This window comes from Leptospira koniambonensis (assembly GCF_004769555.1).
In the GTDB taxonomy this organism is placed as follows: Bacteria; Spirochaetota; Leptospiria; order Leptospirales; family Leptospiraceae; genus Leptospira_B; species Leptospira_B koniambonensis.
In genome coordinates, this window is record NZ_RQFY01000004.1 from 1,965,779 (window position 1) to 1,986,447 (window position 20,669).

17 protein-coding genes are annotated in these 20,669 nt (G+C 40.7%); 11 read left to right on the forward strand and 6 right to left on the reverse strand.

Annotated elements, in window-relative coordinates; genetic code table 11:
• Positions 1–11: 11 nt before the first annotated feature.
• On the reverse strand, positions 12–896 hold the full coding sequence (gene sucD, locus EHQ52_RS13180; RefSeq protein WP_135615588.1) for a succinate--CoA ligase subunit alpha: 885 nt from the start codon (positions 894–896) through the stop codon (positions 12–14).
• Between the two features lie 26 nt (positions 897–922).
• The gene (sucC, locus tag EHQ52_RS13185; protein ID WP_100709321.1) at positions 923–2,095 is read right to left on the reverse strand and encodes an ADP-forming succinate--CoA ligase subunit beta; all 1,173 of its coding nucleotides are present in this window, start codon (positions 2,093–2,095) and stop codon (positions 923–925) included.
• Positions 2,096–2,558: 463 nt separating this feature from the next.
• Here sucC and EHQ52_RS13195 point away from each other — a divergent pair, with 463 nt between their 5' ends.
• Positions 2,559–4,043, forward strand: a complete 1,485-nt coding sequence (locus EHQ52_RS13195) for a sulfurtransferase (protein ID WP_135615590.1) — start codon at positions 2,559–2,561, stop codon at positions 4,041–4,043.
• Positions 4,044–4,195: 152 nt separating this feature from the next.
• Here the strand turns inward: EHQ52_RS13195 and EHQ52_RS13200 are convergent, their stop codons facing one another.
• Positions 4,196–4,645, reverse strand: a complete 450-nt coding sequence (locus tag EHQ52_RS13200) for a DoxX family protein (protein ID WP_135615591.1) — start codon at positions 4,643–4,645, stop codon at positions 4,196–4,198.
• 357 nt (positions 4,646–5,002) lie between these two features.
• On the opposite strand from EHQ52_RS13200, the gene EHQ52_RS13205 reads away from it, so the two are divergent.
• Entirely contained in the window at positions 5,003–6,142 is a 1,140-nt protein-coding gene (locus EHQ52_RS13205) for a DUF819 family protein (protein WP_135615592.1), read from the forward strand.
• 61 nt (positions 6,143–6,203) lie between these two features.
• Positions 6,204–7,541, forward strand: coding sequence for an adenylate/guanylate cyclase domain-containing protein (locus EHQ52_RS13210; protein WP_135615593.1), 1,338 nt, complete (start codon positions 6,204–6,206; stop codon positions 7,539–7,541).
• On the opposite strand, the gene ruvA is transcribed toward EHQ52_RS13210, so the two are convergent.
• From ruvA to EHQ52_RS13225, 3 genes are all read right to left on the reverse strand, one after another.
• Complete coding sequence (ruvA, locus tag EHQ52_RS13215; protein WP_167492214.1) at positions 7,527–8,162, reverse strand: Holliday junction branch migration protein RuvA; 636 nt, start codon at positions 8,160–8,162, stop codon at positions 7,527–7,529. The genes EHQ52_RS13210 and ruvA overlap by 15 nt on opposite strands.
• A gap of 10 nt (positions 8,163–8,172) precedes the next feature.
• Complete coding sequence (locus EHQ52_RS13220) at positions 8,173–9,153, reverse strand: hypothetical protein (protein ID WP_135615595.1); 981 nt, start codon at positions 9,151–9,153, stop codon at positions 8,173–8,175.
• A gap of 93 nt (positions 9,154–9,246) precedes the next feature.
• The gene (locus EHQ52_RS13225) at positions 9,247–10,353 is read right to left on the reverse strand and encodes an MBL fold metallo-hydrolase (protein WP_135615596.1); all 1,107 of its coding nucleotides are present in this window, start codon (positions 10,351–10,353) and stop codon (positions 9,247–9,249) included.
• Positions 10,354–10,546: 193 nt separating this feature from the next.
• Here EHQ52_RS13225 and EHQ52_RS13230 point away from each other — a divergent pair, with 193 nt between their 5' ends.
• The 8 genes from EHQ52_RS13230 (at position 10,547) to EHQ52_RS13265 (ending at position 20,556) form a co-directional block, all read left to right on the forward strand.
• Complete coding sequence (locus tag EHQ52_RS13230; RefSeq protein WP_135615597.1) at positions 10,547–11,488, forward strand: fatty acid desaturase family protein; 942 nt, start codon at positions 10,547–10,549, stop codon at positions 11,486–11,488.
• Positions 11,489–11,500: 12 nt separating this feature from the next.
• On the forward strand, positions 11,501–14,626 hold the full coding sequence (locus EHQ52_RS13235) for an efflux RND transporter permease subunit (protein ID WP_135615598.1): 3,126 nt from the start codon (positions 11,501–11,503) through the stop codon (positions 14,624–14,626).
• A 212-nt stretch (positions 14,627–14,838) separates the two neighbouring features.
• Entirely contained in the window at positions 14,839–15,765 is a 927-nt protein-coding gene (pyrB, locus tag EHQ52_RS13240; RefSeq protein WP_135615599.1) for an aspartate carbamoyltransferase, read from the forward strand.
• A 10-nt stretch (positions 15,766–15,775) separates the two neighbouring features.
• Entirely contained in the window at positions 15,776–16,135 is a 360-nt protein-coding gene (locus EHQ52_RS13245) for a DUF2203 domain-containing protein (RefSeq protein ID WP_020770201.1), read from the forward strand.
• Between the two features lie 4 nt (positions 16,136–16,139).
• Positions 16,140–17,366 (forward strand): LL-diaminopimelate aminotransferase, encoded by a 1,227-nt coding sequence (locus tag EHQ52_RS13250; protein ID WP_135615600.1) that lies wholly within the window; start codon positions 16,140–16,142, stop codon positions 17,364–17,366.
• Between the two features lie 197 nt (positions 17,367–17,563).
• Complete coding sequence (locus EHQ52_RS13255; RefSeq protein ID WP_135615601.1) at positions 17,564–18,583, forward strand: adhesin OmpL37 family surface protein; 1,020 nt, start codon at positions 17,564–17,566, stop codon at positions 18,581–18,583.
• Entirely contained in the window at positions 18,583–19,239 is a 657-nt protein-coding gene (locus EHQ52_RS13260) for a PROCN domain protein (protein WP_135615602.1), read from the forward strand. Before EHQ52_RS13255 ends, EHQ52_RS13260 begins: the two co-directional genes overlap by 1 nt.
• Positions 19,240–19,434: 195 nt before the next feature.
• A complete protein-coding gene (locus EHQ52_RS13265) occupies positions 19,435–20,556 on the forward strand; it encodes a helix-turn-helix domain-containing protein (RefSeq protein WP_135615603.1) in 1,122 nt (373 codons plus the stop codon).
• The last annotated feature ends 113 nt before the right edge of the window (positions 20,557–20,669 follow it).

The following is a 20,669-nucleotide window of genomic DNA, read 5'->3' on the forward strand; positions in this document are numbered from 1 at the left end:
AAAGTATTAGATTAACCTAATGCTTTTTTCATTTTTTCGCCGACTTCGGCGATAGATTGGCAAACAGAAATACCTGCATCCTGCATAGCTTTCATCTTAGAAGAAGCTGTTCCCATTCCTCCGCTGATGATCGCGCCAGCGTGCCCCATCCTTTTTCCAGGAGGTGCAGTTTGGCCTGCGATAAATCCTACTACAGGTTTTTTAACATGAGCTTTGATATAAGCAGCAGCTTCTTCTTCAGAAGTTCCGCCGATCTCTCCGATCATTACGATACCTTTGGTTTCAGGATCTTCATTCAGAAGTCTAACTGCTTCTGTGTGATTCATTCCTGGAACCGGGTCTCCACCGATACCAATTACAGTGGATTGTCCCAAACCATGTTGGGTCAACTGCGCAACTGATTCGTAAGTTAAGGTTCCAGAACGAGAAACGATACCTACGTTTCCTGCTTGGTGAATAAAACCAGGCATGATCCCCATTTTAACTTTGTATTTAGGAGAGATCACACCAGGGCAGTTCGGTCCAACCAGTTTGGTTTTGGAATTGCGAAGTGCGCTGTACACTTTAAGCATATCGTGTGTTGGAATTCCTTCAGTGATACAAACCACTAGAGGAATTTCATTGAAGATACCTTCTAAGATCGCATCTGCTGCGAATGGAGGCGGAACGAAAATGATAGAAGCATTTGCTCCTTCTTTAACGATCGCATCTTTTAAGCTATTGAATACAGGAACGTTTTTACCAGCGAGTTCTACTGTTTGCCCGCCCTTGCCTGGAGTTACTCCTCCTACTACGCTCGTTCCGTATTCTATCATTTGAGTCGCGTGGAAAGAACCTTCTTTTCCGGTAATCCCTTGAACTACAACTCTTGTATTGCTATCTACTAATACTGCCATGTTATATTAAGTTAACCTTATGTTATTTATTTAATGGCATCTGCCACTTTTTTAGCCGCGGTACGAAGATCCTCTTCTCCGATGATGTTTAGACCGGATTCGTTCAGGATTTTTTTACCTTCTTCCGCGTTGGTTCCTTTCAAACGAACTACTAATGGAACATTGATGTTCACAGCTTTAGCAGCTTCGATGATCCCCAGAGCAACTCGGTCACAACGAACGATCCCTCCGAAAATATTGATGAAGATCCCTTTAACGTTTGGATCTCCCAGGATCAGTTTGAATCCGTTAGTAACAGTAGTAACGTTAGCTCCACCGCCCACGTCTAGGAAGTTTGCAGGTTCTGCGCCAGCAAGTTTAACGATGTCCATGGTTGCCATTGCAAGACCAGCACCGTTAACCATACAGCCGATGTTTCCATCTAACTTAACATAGTTGATATTGTATTCGCTGGCTTGGACTTCTAAAGGATCTTCTTCGGAAACGTCTCTGAAGGCAGCGTTTTCTGGATGGCGATAAAGTGCGTTTTCATCTAAGTCGATCTTACAGTCACCTGCAATGATCTCATTTTCTTTTGTAAGGATCAAAGGGTTGATCTCTAATAAAGATGCATCTTCTTTAATATAAGCATTATAAACGGAAGTAAGAAGAGCTTTGAAAGATTTATGAGATTCAGCAGGAAGTCCAAGATCAAAAGCAAGTTGAGAAGCTTGGTTTGGTTGTAATCCGATTCCTGGATCTACAGCGATCTTCAGGATTTTTTCAGGATGAGTTTCCGCAACTTCTTCAATCTCCATACCACCTTCAGTGGAAGCCATGATGATTGTTTTGCGGATCGCGCGATCTAATAACACACTTAAATAAAATTCCTTCGCGATATTAATCCCTTGCTCAAGATAAACTTTTAAAACTTTTTTACCTTCAGGTCCAGTTTGAGGAGTGATAAGTTGCATGCCTAGGATCTTGTCTACTGCAGCTAATGCGTCTTCTTTAGTTTTGGTAACTTTAACTCCGCCGCCTTTTCCTCTACCACCAGCGTGGATCTGGGCTTTTACGACTACAACAGATGCTCCTGTTTTGGAAGAAACTTCTTCGTGGGCTTTTGCACCGTCTTCTTTTTTATCAATTACTACGCCGAAAGGAACTTTGGCGTTATGGCGTCTCAGGATTTCCTTGGCCTGGTACTCGTGAATTTTCATGAATCAACCTTGTTTTTTTGGATGTGAGTTCAGTTTGGAATGCTTTTTCTAAGGATTTTACCTGGAAGAATCCTGTCCATCCCCTTTCGGTAGGAGTTCCCACAGGAGCATTGAAATGAAGAATCAAACCTAAGTCCAAAGTTCTCTGCGGCTTAGCGTCTCCGCGTGAGATAGAAGCTATTCAGATTAAAATTTTATAAATGATTCGGGTCCGGGGTTCGTAAGCAAAAAGATTCCCCGGAGAGGGGGTAGTGGAAGACGCGAATGCGTCTGAAGCGAGGGGGACACGTCCCCCTTCTATTTCAACCCGAGACACTTCTGTGACAATACTTTGGAAATCGGTCTAATATATTTTTCGTTATCACGTCTTATTTTCTGCTATATTGTATGTTTCTGCTGATTTTTGGAACGGTTCTAAGCAGAAAGGGTTAACCCGTGGCTTGCCACGTTAGGAGAAATATAAATGAAGGTGATCTATATTGGGCTGGTATGCCTATTTTTGGGGACGTTTGTCTCCTGCGATTCAGGAGGTGGAGATTCTAATTCCGCTCTAGCGGTATTGGCCGGTTTTGGAAATGCAATTCCGGTCAGTTCTGCGGCGGATTTAACAAATGAATCTGCGGCTTCTTATGATGATAACGAATGGGGGCTTGTAACTTCTTCTCGTTTGGAATCTTGGGTAAGCGATTGGCAAAACCAAAAGCCATCTCATATCAGTGGAAAACTTGTGATCTTGCAGAGTAGCCTCGCGAATAATTTTTCGGGAGATACAAGTGGGAGATCCTACATCAAGTCTGACAACGCTAACGGAGTTTATGTATATCATCTGGACGATTTCCAAGCCGGATTTCGTTTTAACCAGCAAAGAGATACTGGACTTATTCGTAACTCAGTTCGTTACCAAGCAGACGGCCAAACTGTGGACCAATGGTTGAAAGTATTCGGGATCAATTTGAATAAAGACCTGGTAGTTTTTGCAGTAGGATCTGCGAACAATAATGGTACCGCTTATACGAATGGAAGCCAAACCCAGGATATCACCAGGGGAATTTATTGGCTTAGGTATTGGGGAGCGGATATCAAACATCTTGCGATCTTGAACGGAGATATCAGGACCAATTTTACGAATGCGACTTATCTCTCTGCGAGTAAGGATGTGGCTCCGAATGAAAATGGAAGTTTCAGTGTAAAACAACTTCGTGTAGATAATACGATTATCACTCTTACCCTGGAAGATATCATTAAGATTGCTAAGAATAATGGAAGCGCATCTATCAGTGGACTTACCGGAACTCAGATCATTGTGGATGCAAGACCTACAAACCAGTTTGATCAGACAGTTGGAATTACGAACTCTGGAGCGAATCATATCACAACTGCATGGAATGATTCAGGTGCACCTGCTGCAGGTGTGAGTGGAACTCCTAAAAAATATGTTCTGTTCGAAACTAGGATCAAGGGAGCAAAAACTTTTCCTTGGGCATCTCTATTAGATACTTCTGCGACCGGTTATAGATTTAAGGATAAGGCGACTCTTGCTGGTATTTTTGCGAATACTGGAACTGGGGGAGCAGGTTATACAACTGGAGCTACAATCGTTTCTCAATGTAGAACGAATTTTGAAGCACAGGTGAACGGATTTGTTTCTCAGAATATATTAGGATATCCTACTGTATTCTATGATGGTTCTTTAGTGGAATGGACTTCTCTTGTTGCGGAATATCCTGATTCTACAGAAGGGACTAGTTTTAATAAACTATCTTTAACTTCTCCCTTTAGAACGGACACGGTAGATTTGAGTTATGCCCCAGGTGGGAACATTAATTATAATTCACATTCTTCTGGCGGAACTGGAAGCCCTTATGTGACTGTGGCTCAGGCGGATATTGATCCTTCTTCGACTACAACTCGTAAGGCACAACTGGAAGATAAGGCTTATAAGTATTAAATCTAAAAATCCTTAGTGGTCTTTGTGCCTTTGCGTGAGTCAAATTAAATAAGAGTTCCACGCGAAGTCGCTAAGAAAAGAAGGTTTTAGTTTAAAAAGAAAAGGCTCCGAAAGGAGCCTTTTGTAACTTGAATATTCTATATTTATAATGTTTAGTTTAGAGAAGAAAGGATCGCAAGATCCAAAGAGTAAGCTCCTCCACCTACGATTGCGAGTGCGATCGCAAGTCCGATAGCCAAAATTTGGAATTCGTAACCTTCTCCTTTTTGAGCTCCGAACCAGTTTATGAAAAATCCATGTTCTCTATGAACGAGTAAGGCCGCTCCAAGCATGATGATTCCAATACCAATTGCGGAAACTCGAGTGAGTAATCCGAGGATTAATGCTACGGAACCGAATGATTCACCGATGATAACTAAGAATGCAATGATCCCTGGAAGTCCTGCAGTTTGCGTAAAATAACCATAGGTTCCTTTGAATCCGTAACCGCCGAACCAGCCCAATAATTTTTGAGCGCCATGTGGGAAGATTACGATCCCGAGGGTTAATCTTAAGACCAAAGGAACGATGTCGCTACTGGTTGCTAATAATGTTTCTAACATTTTGAATACTTCCTTCTATTAATTCACAAATTAATAGTTTATTCTTAAAGTATATTACTTTGAATATGAAGTATTTCTTACAAGTTTTTTTCACCAGGGTCGGCCAAAAATCGGAAAATTTTACAGGTAGGAACTCCTTATCCATGTTTTGAACCAGATAAACTGTCAGAAATCGCCGATTTAGCAGGAAATTTTCGACTTTTAGAGATGATCAATATATGATTCTATGGCTCAGTTTATTAGCCTGAATTTTTAGCAAAATTCAATATAGCAGAATTAAATCTGTTATTTATGAGGTTTGGATTTGGGATGGTCCTGGAGATCTTTTAGTACATTCAGAAAAGATCGGGAGAGAAGATGTCTGAAGTATTCCATTGGATAATCTCTGTTTTATTTTTAGGATTTATTCTCGGATTCCCATGGCTTGCGGGAAGTCTTTCTGGAAAACATAAGTGGTTGGGATTTTTAGGTCCGGTCGTTCTATGCTACGCGTCCGGAATTATATTGGGTAATTTGATCCCAAGTGAGTTTTTACCTAAAAAGATCGCAGAAACAATTTCCGAAATTTCTATCCCGATAGCAATCCCGCTCTTACTTGCTTCTTCTGATTTTTTGAGAGGTATCAAAGAGGCGAGACTTGCATTATTCTCCTTCTTCTTATCCTGTATTGCGGTCGCAATCTCTTCTGTTTCCGTAGGATTTTTCTTAAGCTACTTACATCCGGAATCTTCTAAAATAGGTGGTATGCTTGCCGGTTTGTATACAGGAGGAACTCCAAATTCAAACGCGATCGGTTTGGCTCTGGATACAGGCAAGGCTACGATTGCACTCGTAAATACAGTGGATCTTTTGATAGGAGGAACATATCTTTTATTCCTTCTTAGTTTTTCCAAAAAAGTATATTCAATTTTCTTAAAGCCGGAGTTGGCAAGCGGAGTAGAAGGAGAGGTTTCTTTGGAAATTCAGGTTTCTCCTAAAAATCCTGTTTTACGTTTGTTGATAGGAATTATTCTCTCTGTTTTGGGACTTGTAGCTTCTCTTGGGATCTCTAATGTAATTTTAGGAACTGCTTCTGCTCCTCTGATCCTTTTAGGGATCACCACCTGGGGAATCGGGATCTCGTTTTCTAAAAAAGTGAGAAGTCTGAATACTTATCCTATGGGATATTATTTTATTCTAATATTCTCCGTTGCCATTGGATTTTTGGCAGATTTTGGAAGTTTGGTAAAGGGTGCATCCGGTGTTCTTTTGATAGTTCTTGCTACAATGTCGATTGCCATCCTTCTTCATTTACTTTTCGGGATTTTATTTAGGATCCCGGTGGATACTTGGATCATCACTTCCGTTTCTAGCATTTATGGCCCTGCGTTTGTTCCTTCCGTTGCGGCAGCAATTGGTAATAGAGGTGTATTAATTTTGGGGATTTTGACTGGGCTGGTTGGTTATGCAGTTGGGAATTATTTAGGCCTGGCTGTGTATTGGTTTTTGGCGAGATAAGAGGAGAGGCGCGGAGAAAAAGAAAGCTTGCGTCGAAAGATTTTTGTGATTCTCTTGCCGGATGATTTTACGTTTCCGCAGGTTTATAGATTGGGTCCAATTAACCAAACTCACACAAGGTCTCAGTGACCAAGAAGCACGAGCCATTCGCACCACTGGATCTACTCAGTTCATAATATTTGTTATCCCGGTTCTTCTCGCGGTACCAATTTATTTTACTGAGCCTCCCGAAACGCATCTATATTCCTATTCTGTGCTTACTATCTTCCTGATAATTCTCGGAACTGGGCGATATCTACTACACAAAAGGATCCAGACTGCTGCTGCGGTAACGACACTTGTAGCGCTGAATTTCGAATTTACGGTTCTCACAATGGCGCAAGCGGATGATCCTGCGCCTCTAGGATTTTTGATCAGTTCCATATTGCCATTCCTAATGATTTTGCGAACTCGGACGAAAACCATTTGGAGCCTTGTGATCATTCCAGTCGGGCTTTTCCTGGCTGCTCAGTATTATTATAGAGTGTTCGGTGGTTCTGCGATATTTGGCCCTCCTAGATGGGTTGTGCCAGCGGATTATCTGATGCCTCCTCTTGTTCTTGTGGCGTTAGCAATGATTTTGATCATTTATCAGTTCGTAAAAGCGGTCAACACTGCCGAAGACAAATTGTCGAAGGAACATGCTCAGTCTGAAAAACTTCTGCTGAATATTTTGCCCAGAGAAGTAGCTGATGAACTGAAGGAGAAAGGAATCAGCAAACCTAGGCATTTTCCTTCTGCTACTGTTTGTTTCACCGACTTTGAAGGTTTTACAAAAATTTCCGAATCATTGGAACCAGGCGAACTTGTAGCGGAATTAGATAGATGCTTTTCTTATTTTGATAATCTGATGGATCGATACAAACTAGAAAAACTCAAAACTATCGGCGACAGTTATATGTTTGTCGGTGGTATTCCGAATAGCAGTTCTACTCATGCAGTAGATTGTGTGTTAGCAGCTCTCGAGATCCAAGCATTCATGAATCAGATGAAGGAAATTAAAGCCTCTCAAAATCTTCCCTACTGGCAGCTTCGATTGGGAATTCACTCAGGTGACTTGGTTGCCGGAGTTATAGGTGAGAAGAAGTTTGCCTATGATGTTTGGAGTGATACAGTAAATACTGCGAGTAGATGTGAATCTTCAGGCGCTACAGGTAAAATTAATGTTTCAAGTGCAACTTATGCACTGATTAAAGATTTTTTTGATTGTGAGTATCGCGGTGAGATTGCAGCAAAGCACAAGGGTAATATCGGAATGTATTTTGTTCACGGTCTTCTCCCTGAATTGCATAGGGCAGGGGAGCCGATGATACCAAACTCAGAATTTGAAAAGCGTTATGCTGCCTTAAAGATTCTTTAATATCTCTCGGATCAGTTCCCCTGTGTCCGTAAAACTTTGTTTTTTTAGGATCTTCTCTACTTCCTTGAGAGCGGATTTGTCTTCGAAGCCTAATTGAACAAGCGCTTGGACTGCTGTTTCTTTAAAACGATCTTCCGGAGAAGGAAGTCTTTCTTTGGAAGTTTCAGGGATAGAAGGATCTTCCGGGCCTGCTTCTAAAAACAATTCCAGTTTTTTGAGATTTTGTTTTACTTCGAAAAAGATTTTTTCTGAGGTTTTGGCTCTTACCTTAGGGATTTTTTCCAGGTCCTTTGCTTCTCCGGAAGAAGCAATCTTATGTAATTCCCAAGGACTGAAGAAGGAGAGTACTTTAAGTGCAGTCATTTCTCCTATTCCGTGCAGGCCTTTCATCACTTTAAAAAATTCTTTATCTCTTTCTTGTAGAAAGCCAAAAAGTTTTTGGCCTCTTTCAGTGATGGAATGATGGATATGAAGCCTTACTTCTTTTGCAGAAGTTTGGAATTCTTTCAGTTCCCAATAGGTCTTGAATGAAATTACGATTTCATAAGTTACTCCATGAACATCTAAGTTCACTGAGCCTACTTCCAGTTTTCGAATGGAACCTTGTAATCCTGAGATCATGTCTGGAAGTTTAAAAAGTGATGCCTGCGGAGGCAATCATTTCCACAAATCCGAAATTCTGTGTGGCGCGATCTTTAGATTTTCCATTGGTGTAGATGCTTGTTAGGTCTATGTATCCACCTTTTGCTCCGAATTCAAAGAAGAAGGATTTAAATAAATCGATCCTTAGTGCTGAATATCCAGAGACTCCGTAACCAGAAAGGTGGAATCTATTATTATGACCTTCTCCAAAAAGCCTTACATCACTTCTACAGACTACAGGTCCAGCTCCGACCGAACCTACTAAACTAAATGCATTCTCTCCATTTGGAGAAACCCAGAGTGGCGCCACATAACCAACATCTACGAATAGATAATTCAGACCGTCTGTATGTTCGAATTTCAGGAAGTCTGGAGAGATATTGACTGTTTCTCCTCCATGGTATCCTGCGAATTGATTTATATTATTCGGAAATAATAATGCATAAGGAGCAGACTCGAAAGAAGTATGAAGTCTTGCCCATTCTATTGCATTAGGATCTATATATCCGCTGATACTTGCAGCCTGTCCTCTCGACATTACATATTTCATATGATCTTGCCCGAAAGCGATGAACAAATTGTCTGTGAAATAATAAGTAAGTTTAAAATTATACTGAGGAATTTCCCAAAGAGAAGGATTCAGATACACATCTGTGGAAAATCTTTCCGGTTTATCTCTGGCAACCACATCTTTTAAGGTAAAAGAATATCCAGGTCCCTTGAAGTTGATATCACTTTGAGTATAAGAGTCTCTATTATATCCCCATTGGAACGACCAACGGCCTTTTCTTTGGTCTACTCTTCTTTCTTCTTTTTTTGTTTGTTCCGGTTGGGCGGACGTTTTTGCCTGGGCCGGGCTAAGAGGATAGATTTTTTCTTCTCCTCCTACAGCATATAGGGAAGTGGAGAAGGTCAGTAATATTAAGATAATATAATGTATGAAAGATGAGGATTTAGTTTCGGATCTCATTTTGGATGGAAAGCCTCCGGGACACAGTTCTATGCCAGAATTCAGGAATAGTTCCGGGAGGCTATGTTTTTTCTTAGGATAGAAATTTCCAAATCATTCCAGGTCTATTCCGCTTCCGATAGTCCATGGTACAATTTTTACCCCGTCTTTAGTTCCCCAGGAAATTCCATCGGAACTAGGATTGATCCCTTTTGTATCAGGAGAAGTTGGAAAGGAGAGTCTTTGTTTGAGGTCCAACATAGGCTCTTTCGGTAGATCATCTCCTAAAGGAAATGTTCCCCAATGGATAGGAGCGAATGACTTTGCATTTAAGTCTTTGGTCGCCATCAAAGCTTCCTGCGGTCCAATATGAGCGTATTTCATAAACCATCTAGGTTTATAAGCTCCGATGGGAAGAAGTGCAAGATCGACCGGCTTTCCCAAACGTTCAGAGATATTTTTAAAATGAGAAGAATATCCAGTATCTCCCGCAAAATAGATGATCTTTCCCTGAGCCTCTAAAGAATAACTTCCCCAGAAGTATTGATTTGTATCTGAGATCCCCATTCTACTCCAATGATGTGCAGGAAGAAATGTGATCTTTACAGATTCTTTTGTAGTAACCTGACCCAACTCTTGGGAAACTGTGGCTCCTAAATTTTCTTCTTCCGAAAACGATTTCATTCCGGAAGGAAGAAGTATCTGTAAGTTCGGATTTTTACTTCTCAAATAACGTAATGTATCTCTATCCAAATGATCTCTATGAGCATGGCTCACTACTACAAAATCCACAGGAGGAAGATCCTCTTTTGGGATAGGAAGTTTAACAAGTCTCGTCACTAAAATAGGTGCATCAAAAATAGGATCTGTTAGAACGTTTACTGTTTTTCCCTTTACTGTAGAAGATATCCAAACTGTAGCATGCCCGAACCAAACCACTCTGACTTTTCCTTCCGGAGCGATTAGATCTTTAGAGTTTCTTTCTAACACCGTAGGAAGTTCTTCAGTAAGTCCTTCTACTGCAGGAGGATCTTTAGGCCCCCAGACCTTCCAGCGTAGGATAGCTAAAGGTGACTTCCCCTGCAATTCTTCATCTGGATCTATATTATGATATCTGCCTTCCTTATAGCTAGGGGACTTTACCCTGTCCGGATCCAATGGAAAACAATAGAAAGATGAAATTGCGAGTAAGAGAGTCGCAGAATGGAATAATAAACTCATATTGTTGTTTTGGACCTCTTGTAACGTTTTTGGAGCCGAATTTTTTCTAAAAGAATGGAACCGAATCAATTTATTTCTATTCTTTCGGACTGTATAAGAATCGAAACATTTTTTTTCAAACCGACCGATGTCGCCGAGCCTTTGTTTAGCAGGTTGCTTGCAGAAAATTCAGCTCTCATCCGTTCTATCCTAAATGGAAGCTTCAATACAGATCAGGGACCTGCCATTTGCGAAAAATAGAATACTTTCGCTCGTGGTCCTATTTTTATTTATCAGCTTCCATTTTTTGTTACCATTGGGACTATTATTTGGTAACTTTCCCTATTGGGCAGCTTGGGTTTTTGCCGCTTCTTTGGGACCGGTGTCCTATACTTTTTGGAATTTGATCCATGAAAGTATTCATGGGAATTTTTCGAATGAAAGAAAGCAGAATCATTTTTGGGGAAGGTTTCTTTGTATCGTGTTCGGGGCTCCTTATTCAGTTCTGAAATGTAGTCATCTGATGCACCATAAGTTCAATAGAGAACCTGGTGATAGGATCGAATTTTATGATCCAAATTCTCGAAAGCCTAGATGGTTCCAGAGTTTGAATTATTATTTCAGAATTACTGTGGCCACTTACATTTTCGAAGTAGGGACAGGGCTTTTACTTTCTCTTCCTTCTCGTTGGACAAAGCCGATTGTGGATCGATTCATTGAGTATCCTATAGAAGAAGGCTTTTTTAAATGGATCTATCGTCCTGAAATTTTGGAAGAATTAAGAAAAGATATTCTTTGGATACTGGCCTTCTATATTCCCAGCTTTTGGTTATTTGGAAATAATTGGCCTTTGTTGGTATTCCTACTTCTAAGCAGGTCCTTTTTTATATCATTTTTCGATAATGCGTATCATTACGGGAAAGAAATTAATGATAAAAATTCGGCCTTTAATTTAACTCTACCGAAAACGGTAAGTGCTTTTTTTTTACATTTTAATTATCATAGGATTCATCATAGATTCCCGGGATGTTCCTGGGATCGATTACCGAAACAAATGGAGGTTTGCGGAGAAACCTGGGACAAAAGTTTTATTAGACAAGCATGGAGCCAATGGGGCGGGCTCTTAGAACCTTTGGATGGAAAAATTTCTAAATAAAAAGAAAAACATATGAGAACAATAATACAATCTTTTATTCACAATAGACTCTTCATGTATTTGGGGATTATATTCATAGTAGTAGCGGGAGGATTTGCTCTCTACAATCTGCGTAGAGATGCATTTCCGAACGTGGACATGAAACAACTCGTAATTACCACTAAATTTCCTGGGGCTTCTCCTGCGGATGTGGAGTTGCGGGTAACGTATCCGATCGAAGAGAAGATCAAAGAAATAGACGGGATCGATGAGATCCGTTCTTTCTCTCGGAACTCAGTATCAGACATAGATGTGCGAGTCAGCTTAGATGAAAAAAATCCGGAGAAAGTTCTGGATGAGATCCGTAGAGCAGTCGACAATGCAATTGCCGATTTTCCGATCCAAGTAACCGAAAAACCTAAAATTACCGAAAGAAAATCGGGTTCTTTCCCTATTATGGACTTCTCCGTATATGGAGGAAGAGATGAAATAGAACTTCATTCGGTCGCTGAATTTATAGAACTAGAATTGGAAAAAATACCCGGGATTGCCAGGGTTGATGTATTCGGAAAACGTGATAGAGAATGGCATATTCTAGTCAACGCAGATAAGCTGAAACAATATCAATTGGATCTGTCGGATATCACAAGAACGATCAGAACTAGAAATATCAATCTTCCTGCCGGATCTGTGGATTCGGAAGACGCTTTCGATCTTCGTATCGACGGAGAATTTAAACAACCATCCGAGATCGGGAAAATTCCTGTCCGTACTAACGATATTTTTAGTACTGTGCGGATCGGAAATTTAGCTAGGGTCGAAGATACATTTGAATACCCTAGATTCCTTGCGATCGCAAATGGGCAGCAGGGGTTAATACTTTCTGTAATCAAAAAGGAAAGAGCAGATGCGATAGAAGTCGCGAGTATGGTCGAGACCAGGCTTAAAGAATTAGAAAAAACTTATCCGGAAGGGATCAAAACTTTCAAATTGAATGACGAGGCAAAAAGGACAAAAAATCGTCTGAACGTAGTTTCGTCTAACGCTCTAATCGGGTTTTTGATCGTTTTCGGGATCTTGTTTCTATTCCTGGATTTCAGGACCGCAACTTTAACATCGATGTCTTTGCCGATATCGATGCTTATGACCTTTGCAGTGCTTCCTTTCTTTGACGTATCTTTTAATATGATCTCCATGATGGGTTTGATCATTTCACTGGGTATGCTCGTGGATAATTCGATCGTAATTTCGGAAAATATTTATACATATTTAGGCGAGAAGATGGACCGGACCTCTGCGGCATTAAAAGGAACTACCGAGATGGTGGTCCCAATTTTTGGTTCTTATCTTACAACCGTTGCGGCCTTTCTTCCGATGTTATTTATGGCCGGGATCATGGGGAAATTTATCTGGCAAATCCCTCTTGTGGTGATCATCGCATTGACTGCGAGTTTGATAGAATCTTTCCTTTTTCTTCCGGCAAGGATTGCTGCGTTCGCAAAAACTCCGGACGAATTAAAAAGATCTTCAAACTTCAGAAGATCCTTAGATGAGTTTTTCGGAAGAATGGAAGAAAGGTTTTCCGATTTCGTCGCATTAATGATCCGAAATCGGAACAAATCCTTTTTTGGGATCATCCTGATTGTATTGGGATCATGCGGGACAATGATGAATATGGATTTTATCCTTTTCCCGAAAGAAGATATCGAGATTTTCTTAATTAAGGCAGAATTTCCACCTTCTTCTAGGATTTTCCAAACTAGGGAGAAGATGAAGTATATGGAAGATATACTTAAAAAAATCCCTAAGGAAGAATTGGTAAGTTACTCCACTAAAATCGGGGTGCAACAAACGGATCCGGACGATCCACTTTCTAGATTCGGAGAGAACTTGGGAGTCGTGATGGTATATCTGACCCCGGAATCCAAACGAAAAAGAAAGGCATCCGAGATATTAGCTTCTATAGAAAACGATATTCGTAAGACTCCAGGATTATCAGACGTATATCTGGAAGAAATGGCGATGGCTCCTCCAATCGGTGCGCCTATTACGATCGGAGTTCTTGGAAAGGATTATGAAGTTCTAAAGAAGGTTTCCGCTGATCTTCAATCCTTTTTAAAAGGAATCAAAGGAGTACATTCGGTTCGGGATGATTATCGTAACGGCCGAAAGCAGATGTACATCAAGTTGGATGAGGGCCTCGAAAGTTTTACCGGAATATCCACATTCTCCGCGGCGAATTTGCTGAGGACTGCGTATGATGGTGAAAGAGCTGGTAATGTTCGCCAAGGAAAGACGAAAATATATCTGAGAGTGATGTATGATAAGAGCTTCCGAAAGAATCCGAATGAAGTAAGAACAATCCCTCTTAGAAATAAGGCAGGGAATATTACGAACCTAGCCAAAATTTCTAGAATGGAAATACAGGATTCTCCTGAACTTCTTTCTCATAGGGATTTTGAAAGAGCGATCACTGTAAACGGCGATATCAAAATTGAGTCCGGAATGACTTCTCTGGAGGCGAACCAAAAGGTTGCCCAAGAATTCAAACCTCTGATCGAAAGACAATATCCGGGTGTCTCCATCGTTTTCGGTGGAGAAGAAAAGGACACCCAAAGATCCATGGCATCTCTTGGAAAGGCGGCAGTTATGGCTCTTTTGGGAATTTATATTATTCTTGCATTGACCCTGAAAAACGCGATTAAACCTTTCTTGATCTTAAGTACCATTCCTTTAGGCTTCGTAGGAATTGTTGCCGGGTTTATTTTATCCGGAAAAGCATTTAGTTTCTTGGCCATGATCGGTATCATTGGGCTTGCGGGAGTTCTTGTGAACGCTTCGATCGTTCTTGTGGATTGTATTGATTCAATACAGAAATCTTCTAACGAACCATTGGATGAGATCTTACTCGAAGCAAGTCGCAGAAGATTCCGCCCAATCTTATTGACTACATTAACAACTGTTGCGGGACTTCTTCCGACAGCATATAGTGTGGGTGGATCAGATCCAGTATTGATACCTATGACCTTGGCATTAGGTTGGGGACTTGGATTTGGAACTCTAGGAAGTTTACTCTATGTTCCTGTAACACTTTCAGTCTTCAGTAATCTGAGAACTAAGATGGGTTTCACATCTAAGCCAGTACCTAAGCACCATTAAAATAAGAGGCGCAGGGGTTTACAAGACCCTAAGACGACTTTTCACGCAGAGACGCTAAGACGCAGAGAGAATTTGGATTTTAGTAAATCCTAACTCTGCGGCTCCGCGACTCAGCGTGGGAAAACGCTGCGTCTCTTTCCCAAACTACTTCTCTGTGTGAAACACGCTAATTCTCTTGCCTCAGGGTCCGGCCAGATCAATCTGTCCAGAAAATGGCGTACGAGCATAAGAATATCCTGGATACGGACCAGTTCTCCAAAGAGGATCTGGACTTTTTAGTCGAGCGAACTCGTGAGATGGAAAGGCTGGTCGAGCAAAATAAGGCTTTTGGAATTTTAGAAGGCAAACTTCTGGCTTCTCTTTTTTTCGAAGCTTCTACAAGGACCAGACTTTCATTCGAAGCTGCCATGGAAAGATTGGGGGGAAGGGTAATCTCCACAGTAGGGTTCCAATTTTCTTCCATATCTAAGGGCGAAACATTATATGATACCATGAAAATGGTAGAAGCTTACGCTGACATCGCTGTGATCCGACATCCAGTCGAAGGTTCTTCCAGAATTGCAGCGGGCGCAGTTAAGATCCCAGTCATCAATGCGGGAGATGGAGCAGGACAACATCCTACTCAAGCACTTCTGGATCTATACACGATCATTTCCGAAAAAGGAAAATTAGACGGACTTACTCTTGCATTCATCGGTGATCTAAAATATGGAAGAACGATCCATAGTCTGATCAATCTTCTCCGCCATTATAAAGTACATCTTTACTTGATTTCTCCACCTGAACTTTCTCTTCCTGAGTCTTATAAGAAGGGACTTGCAGGATTCCCGATCACTTTCGAAGAATCAGATGATATCAAAAAAGTTTGGGAATGCGATATCGCTTATGTGACTCGCATCCAAGAAGAAAGATTTCCGGATCATAAAGAATACGAAAGATTAAAAGAATCCTTCAAATTGAACAAAGAATTGATACTAGCATCTAAAAAAGAGACTACAGTGCTTCATCCTCTTCCAAGAGTGAATGAACTCTCTACAGATGTGGATGATCTTCCGAATGCAGCATACTTCCGTCAGGCAAAATACGGAGTAGTTAGTAGGATGACGTTACTTTGCCTTTCACTGGGCGTTCGTTTTTAAACGGAGTATAATGGAACGTAAGATCTGGACATACGAAGAAGCACGTAAAATTCTACCATATGTCCGATCCATCACGGAAGAATTTTACGAAACCGTTGGAAAGGTTCATCAAGAACTGAAAAACGGTTTATACCAAGAGAATGAACAGGAAGCCAGAGAAACGAAAGTTGAAGAACTGCTGGTTGAATGGTCCGGAAAAATCCGAGAACTTGGTATAGAAGTCAAAGGGCTTTGGCTCGTGGACTTTGATAACGGAAAAGGTTATTATTGTTGGCATCTGGGAGAAGAGGATCTTCTTTTCGAACACGGATACGACGAGGGTTTTGCAGGACGCAAACCAATCCAAAACATAGACGAGGATTACGAATAATTCAATGGCAAATATAAACGAAAATTATCTGAAATTAAAAGCGGGATATCTTTTCCCTGAGATCGCAAGAAGAGTAAAAGTTTATTCTGAAAAACATCCTAACTCAAAGATCATCCGACTCGGGATCGGGGATGTTACTCTTCCTTTGGCTCCATCTGTTGTGGACGCACTTGTTTCTTCTTCCAAAGAAATGGGAACTCCGGAAGGATTCCATGGTTATGGACCTGAACAAGGATATTCTTTCTTACTCAAAGCGATCGCAGATAATGATTATGCTCCTCTTGGTGTAAAACTGGACGAGAGCGAAATTTTCGTATCTGACGGATCCAAATGTGACTGTGGAAATATCCAAGAAATATTCTCCCAAGACGCAAAGATCGCAATTGGAGATCCTGTATATCCAGTCTATGTAGACACTAATGTGATGGCAGGAAGAACTGGAGAAGCAGGTCCTGATGGAAGATATGCCAACCTGATCTATATGCCTTCTACAAAAGAGAATGGATTCCAGCCTGATTTTCCTAAGGAAAGACCAGACCTGATCTATTTATGTTTTCCTAATAATCCAACTGGAACAGTTGCTTCTAAAGAATCTCTCAAAGCTTGGGTAGAATATGCTAAAAAGAATAATAGTATCATTCTTTATGATTCTGCATACGAAGCATTCATTTCTGAACCAGGAGTTCCAAGATCCATTTATGAGGTAGAAGGAGCTAGAGAGGTCGCGATAGAATTCCGCTCCTTCTCCAAAACTGCAGGATTTACCGGGCTTCGTTGTGCTTATATAGTAATCCCTAAAGAATTAAAGGGAAAAACTAAAGACGGCCAAGAGGTTTCCATCGGACAACTTTGGAGCAGAAGACATACTACAAAGTTCAATGGTGTTTCTTATGTGACCCAAAAAGCTGCCGAGGCAATTTATTCCCCTCAAGGTAAAAAAGAGATCCGCGCAAGTATTGATACTTATATGGCTAACGCAAAATTAATCCGTGAAGGATTGATCAAAGCAGGATATGATGTATTCGGAGGGGTGAACGCACCTTATATCTGGCTCAAAACTCCGAATAATCTTAGCTCTTGGGACTTCTTCGACCAATTATTGGATAAGGCTCAGGTGGTAGGAACTCCAGGCTCAGGTTTCGGCCCTGCGGGAGAAGGTTATTTCAGACTTTCCGCCTTCGGCAAAAAAGACGATGTGATCGAAGCAATCCGCCGTATCAGCGCTCTTTAAGGTTTCGCACGGAGCCCGCGGAGGTCACAGAGGGGAAATTGATTGTTGTAGGAGTTTCTACGCGGTAAAAATCCCTTCTTTGTTTGTCTCCGCGTTCTCGGTGAACTCTGTGCGAACCAAAAATCCTAACTTAATTCCTTAAAAAAAGAGAATATACATTTTGAAACCCTGCCGATAGACTACTAGTAGGGAAAGCTATGGGTTCGAAATATACACGCATTCTTCTTTTTATATTCGCTGCGGCGCCGATTTTTTTCACGGATAGGACTTACGCAGTTTCTCCGGACCAAACGAATCTCGCGATCCTGATTGATGAGAATAAGATAAATATAAAGTTCATCAATATATGCGTAAGTAACTTGGCACCACCTTTGGAAGAGGGTGCAGGGCCTAAATCCCAAGCAGGAGTAGCAACTGCTGCTGAAAATGCTCAATCCGGGCAAACTGCAACTGCAAGCGGGCAGACTGAACTTTTCAAAAAACTCAATACGATTGATAATTACAGATCGTTCAAGAAGGCAAACCAAGCAGACTTCAACGGAAATATGTGGTATTTCCAGAGTAATTATAGTTTGTCCTATAAAAACCTAAAGGCTGCGCAAGGGGAGATGAAAGACATCTTCCAAGTAGTTCACGAAAATTATATCAAAACTGCTCGTATCCTTTTAGAAGCTGCTTCTCCAATGATCATTCGTTCCAACGATAAGATCGCACAACATTTGTTGAAACTTGGATTTAGAGATCTTAAATCCTCCGAGGATAATTTTACAACTGCTTATAATTCTTCTCCTTACCAATTCAGAGTGAAGTTAGTACTTTTTGGAGAAGGTATTAAGATCGCAAGAAGAGCCAGAAGATTTGCACTTCTTGCAATGATCGCAGCTAAAACTCCTAATGACGATAAACGTGAGTTTCAATTTGTGAATTTGGATGAGGTCAGAAATATTGCTGAGAAGGAAAATATCTCCGACTACGATCGTATTCGAAATACTTTAATCGATTATATAGACAACGAATTACTTTCTCCTAAGATTGCTCCTCCTGGAGAAGGAAAAGATAATCCTGTGGATCTACTAGAAGTTCACGATGACAACTACAGCTTTATTACCAACGGAAGGGTTTCCTTTTTAGAAAAAAGTAATGAAGAGATCCGCGTAGACGATATCAACAAAAATGAAGCATTACCTCCTGTTCCTGCACAAGGAGGGGGCAACTAATGGATCTTCCAACTCCAGCCGAGATCATGTCCCTAAGAGTAAAGGGGAGGGGATTTTGGAAATGGATGGTTGTATTTTCATTGATCGCGGTAACAATACTAGCCGGAAGGATCTATTCTTCTCAGTCCACACAAGGATTCAGAGAAAGAAAAAAATCGGTAGATTCAAAAGTTAGGATACTAAGAGAGATTGGAAATTCATTCGAATCCTCAGAACTTAGAAAAGATTTACAAAAAATAGAAAATTATTCCGCAGATCTAAATTCTGCTTCTAAAGCAGGGAGTGCCCAAGAAAAAACGGATAGCCTTGCGTTAATCGAAAGAGCACTTCCTGAATCTATGAAACGTTGGTCTGAATTTGCTGAAACTTCTTCGGATAAACTACTCCAGCATGTAGCAAAAGAATCCCGTTTTTTGAAAATGGAATCGGAAGATCACCATCCACTTACTGCAAAAGAAGAAGAAAGAGCGAATGATTATTTCAGAATGGCAAGAGAAGAATGGCTTTCTGGAAATAAATTCCGCAGAGATGGAAACCATCTTTACGCATTAGTATTATATAAAAGATCCTTAAAATACTCTCTATCCAGCTTAAAAGTATCCAAACTTCCTTATCCAGAAGAATACAAAAAAGCAGCCACCCGCTTAGTGAAATAAGAAATCCTCCTTAAAGGATGTTTCACGCCAAGGCGCAAAGGAAAGAAGGTTCTGAGGGTTTAAGTCATTAAAATATCTTCGTGGTCTTAGCGTCTTCGCGTGAAAAACTATCCAAAGTAAGAAAAAAAGTAGAGGCATTTTCTCGCTTAGGCTTCAAAAGAAGTCATTCTGGAGGAAATTATCCTCCTTCTCCCAATGAGAATCGAAGTTTTATATAAATTTTTTCTCTATAGTCCTGCCAGTCATTTACCAGTATGGGAAGAAGGAACAGGCTTACTAGGATTACTCCCTAAAGAAAGAGTTCTAATGGAACTCGCAGACTTGAGCGCTGCAGAAAGGGAATTCGAAAGGATCCCAGAAGAGTTTTTGATCCGAGAAATTCCAGAAACCGTTCTAGCATTTTTTCAAAAACAAAGAACCATTCCAGTATTGGGTCCATTGGGAGAAAAATTAGAAGATTGGGACAAACCTAGATTTCTATCAGAACTTAGCAGATCTTCTTGGATGGCTAAAGAGACAGAAAAACCAAAGACCTCTCCTCAAAAAACCGAAGAAGAAAAAGCAAAACAAAGCCAATGGTTTATGGAAGTACTTCTCCAAAACTTTCCAGATGGACTGATCGCAACGGATCTGGATGGGCATACAGTATTCTATAACGAGACGTTCGAAAAAGATATACTGGTCAAAAAATGGTTTAGAGACAGTATTCTTCAGGCAGAAAAACTCTTAAAAGAAATGTCCAAGGATTTACTTGGAAATTACCTCAAGACCCATGAGCTACGATTGGAGGAAGGTAGACTTTCTGTTCAGACATTTATCCCAGACCTGGATTGTATCGTAAGAGTATCTATCCTAAAACAAAAAGGAAAACCACTCGGTTATCTCTATCATTTCTCCCCAGCTTCTGCAAAACTGAATAGCCAAGATGGGGAAGGGATGGAATTCCCTTCGGTCACCGAAGCATTCAACCAAAAACTTCCGCTCGAAACAATGTTAAAAGAAGTGGAAGGAAGTTATATTTATCATACACTTAAAAGAAACCAAGAGAATGTTTCCCATGCTGCCTTGGATCTGGGAGTGCCAAGAACCACTCTACAAAACAGAATTAAGTTTTTGGATTTAACCAGTAAGTTTAAATTAAATAAGGACCAGCCGATCCCTAGAAAGAAAACAGGGAAACAGAGTTCTCCTAAAAAGACAGTTCCGCAGGCAAACAAACCTGCCGTCGTGGAAACTAAACCGAAACCCGCTTCTAAAAAAAAGCAGGTAAGTTCTAAGAAAAAATCCACGTCTAAAAAAAGGACAAAGCAAAAATAAAAGCCTTGACAGAGTTTGTAATCTGGAAATAGTCCACTTAAGAGCCGACCCTTTCCTCTCTTCCGAGCAGACGCTCGTTTGAAAAAATAAGGGATTCCCCGGTCGCTTATTAA

Excerpts from the sequence above, each read along its gene's own strand:
- EHQ52_RS13260 (WP_135615602.1), top strand. The coding sequence starts at position 18,583 with ATGGATCTTCCAACTCCAGCCGAGATCATGTCCCTAAGAGTAAAGGGG.
- EHQ52_RS13255 (WP_135615601.1), top strand. The coding sequence starts at position 17,564 with ATGGGTTCGAAATATACACGCATTCTTCTTTTTATATTCGCTGCGGCG.
- EHQ52_RS13200 (WP_135615591.1), bottom strand. The coding sequence starts at position 4,645 with ATGTTAGAAACATTATTAGCAACCAGTAGCGACATCGTTCCTTTGGTC.
- sucC (WP_100709321.1), bottom strand. The coding sequence starts at position 2,095 with ATGAAAATTCACGAGTACCAGGCCAAGGAAATCCTGAGACGCCATAAC.
- ruvA (WP_167492214.1), bottom strand. The coding sequence starts at position 8,162 with ATGATCTCAGGATTACAAGGTTCCATTCGAAAACTGGAAGTAGGCTCA.
- EHQ52_RS13230 (WP_135615597.1), top strand. The coding sequence starts at position 10,547 with ATGGAAGCTTCAATACAGATCAGGGACCTGCCATTTGCGAAAAATAGA.
- EHQ52_RS13245 (WP_020770201.1), top strand. The coding sequence starts at position 15,776 with ATGGAACGTAAGATCTGGACATACGAAGAAGCACGTAAAATTCTACCA.
- EHQ52_RS13235 (WP_135615598.1), top strand. The coding sequence starts at position 11,501 with ATGAGAACAATAATACAATCTTTTATTCACAATAGACTCTTCATGTAT.
- sucD (WP_135615588.1), bottom strand. The coding sequence starts at position 896 with ATGGCAGTATTAGTAGATAGCAATACAAGAGTTGTAGTTCAAGGGATT.
- EHQ52_RS13250 (WP_135615600.1), top strand. The coding sequence starts at position 16,140 with ATGGCAAATATAAACGAAAATTATCTGAAATTAAAAGCGGGATATCTT.
- EHQ52_RS13195 (WP_135615590.1), top strand. The coding sequence starts at position 2,559 with ATGAAGGTGATCTATATTGGGCTGGTATGCCTATTTTTGGGGACGTTT.
- EHQ52_RS13225 (WP_135615596.1), bottom strand. The coding sequence starts at position 10,353 with ATGAGTTTATTATTCCATTCTGCGACTCTCTTACTCGCAATTTCATCT.
- EHQ52_RS13205 (WP_135615592.1), top strand. The coding sequence starts at position 5,003 with ATGTCTGAAGTATTCCATTGGATAATCTCTGTTTTATTTTTAGGATTT.
- pyrB (WP_135615599.1), top strand. The coding sequence starts at position 14,839 with ATGGCGTACGAGCATAAGAATATCCTGGATACGGACCAGTTCTCCAAA.
- EHQ52_RS13220 (WP_135615595.1), bottom strand. The coding sequence starts at position 9,153 with ATGAGATCCGAAACTAAATCCTCATCTTTCATACATTATATTATCTTA.
- EHQ52_RS13265 (WP_135615603.1), top strand. The coding sequence starts at position 19,435 with ATGAGAATCGAAGTTTTATATAAATTTTTTCTCTATAGTCCTGCCAGT.
- EHQ52_RS13210 (WP_135615593.1), top strand. The coding sequence starts at position 6,204 with ATGATTTTACGTTTCCGCAGGTTTATAGATTGGGTCCAATTAACCAAA.